Genomic DNA, 821 nt, shown 5'->3' with positions numbered 1-821 from the left:
GACTCATTACGTTTGGCACCAGATGCGTGTCGAGATGAGTTTGATGGCGGCGAGGTAGTTTTCCGGGTCCTTGTCGTAGCGTGTCGCGATGCCCCTGAAGTGTTTGATGCGGTTGAAGAAGCGCTCGACGAGGTTTCGCTGGCGGTAGAGCCACGCGGAGAAGGCGAAGGCGCCCTTGCGGTTGAGTTTGGGCGGGATGTTTGCCCAGGCCTTGCGCGCCTTGGCTTTGGCGCGGATCGCATCGCTGTCGTAGCCCTTGTCGGCGAGCAGGATGTCGCCTTCGCCGAGATCGTCGAGCAGGGCCTCTGCCTTCCTGCAGTCGGCAACCTGCCCGCCGGTCAGTCGCAGGGTGATGGGACGTCCCTCGGCATCCACCAGCGCGTGGATCTTGCTGGTCAGGCCGCCGCGGGAACGTCCCATGCCGCCATCGTTTCCATCCCCTTTTTCCCGTGGCAGCGTGCTGGTGAACGCGGACACAGGAGGAGTCGATCATGACGATGTCGCCGTCGTAAGCCTCGGACACCGCGTCGAGAAGCCGGTCCCAGACCCCTGCCTTTCGCCATCGTACGAAGCGGTTGTAGCAGGTGGTCGGCGGGCCATAGCGTTCGGGAACTTCAGCCCATGGCGATCCCGTCCGGAAACGCCACAGGATGCCGTTCAACACCCGACGGTCATCAACACGCGGCACCCCGCGAGGCTTGTTGGGAAGAAGCGGAGCAATGATTGACCATTCCCGGTCGGTCAGTTCGTAGCGGCGTCGCGTCATCGAAGAGCCTCATCGTCAGGGAGCCCCTTGAATCAGTCGCGCTAGCGGTTGCCAA

1 protein-coding gene is annotated in these 821 nt (G+C 62.7%); it reads right to left on the bottom strand.

Annotation, left to right across the window (positions count from 1 at the left end):
- Positions 1–6 precede the first annotated feature (6 nt).
- Positions 7–766, bottom strand: a protein-coding gene (locus PZ895_RS07035) for an IS5 family transposase (RefSeq protein ID WP_275838316.1) whose coding sequence is annotated in 2 segments (ribosomal slippage) — positions 7–445 and positions 444–766 — 762 coding nt in all. Because the reading frame shifts where the segments join, the coding sequence is not laid out codon by codon here.
- Positions 767–821: the final 55 nt, after the last annotated feature.

Origin of the sequence: Mesorhizobium sp. YIM 152430 (assembly GCF_029210365.1) — a bacterium.
Lineage (GTDB): Bacteria > Pseudomonadota > Alphaproteobacteria > Rhizobiales > Rhizobiaceae > Aliihoeflea.
The sequence above is the reverse complement of the archived record's forward strand: the minus strand, read 5'-3'. Positions and strand labels throughout refer to the sequence as shown.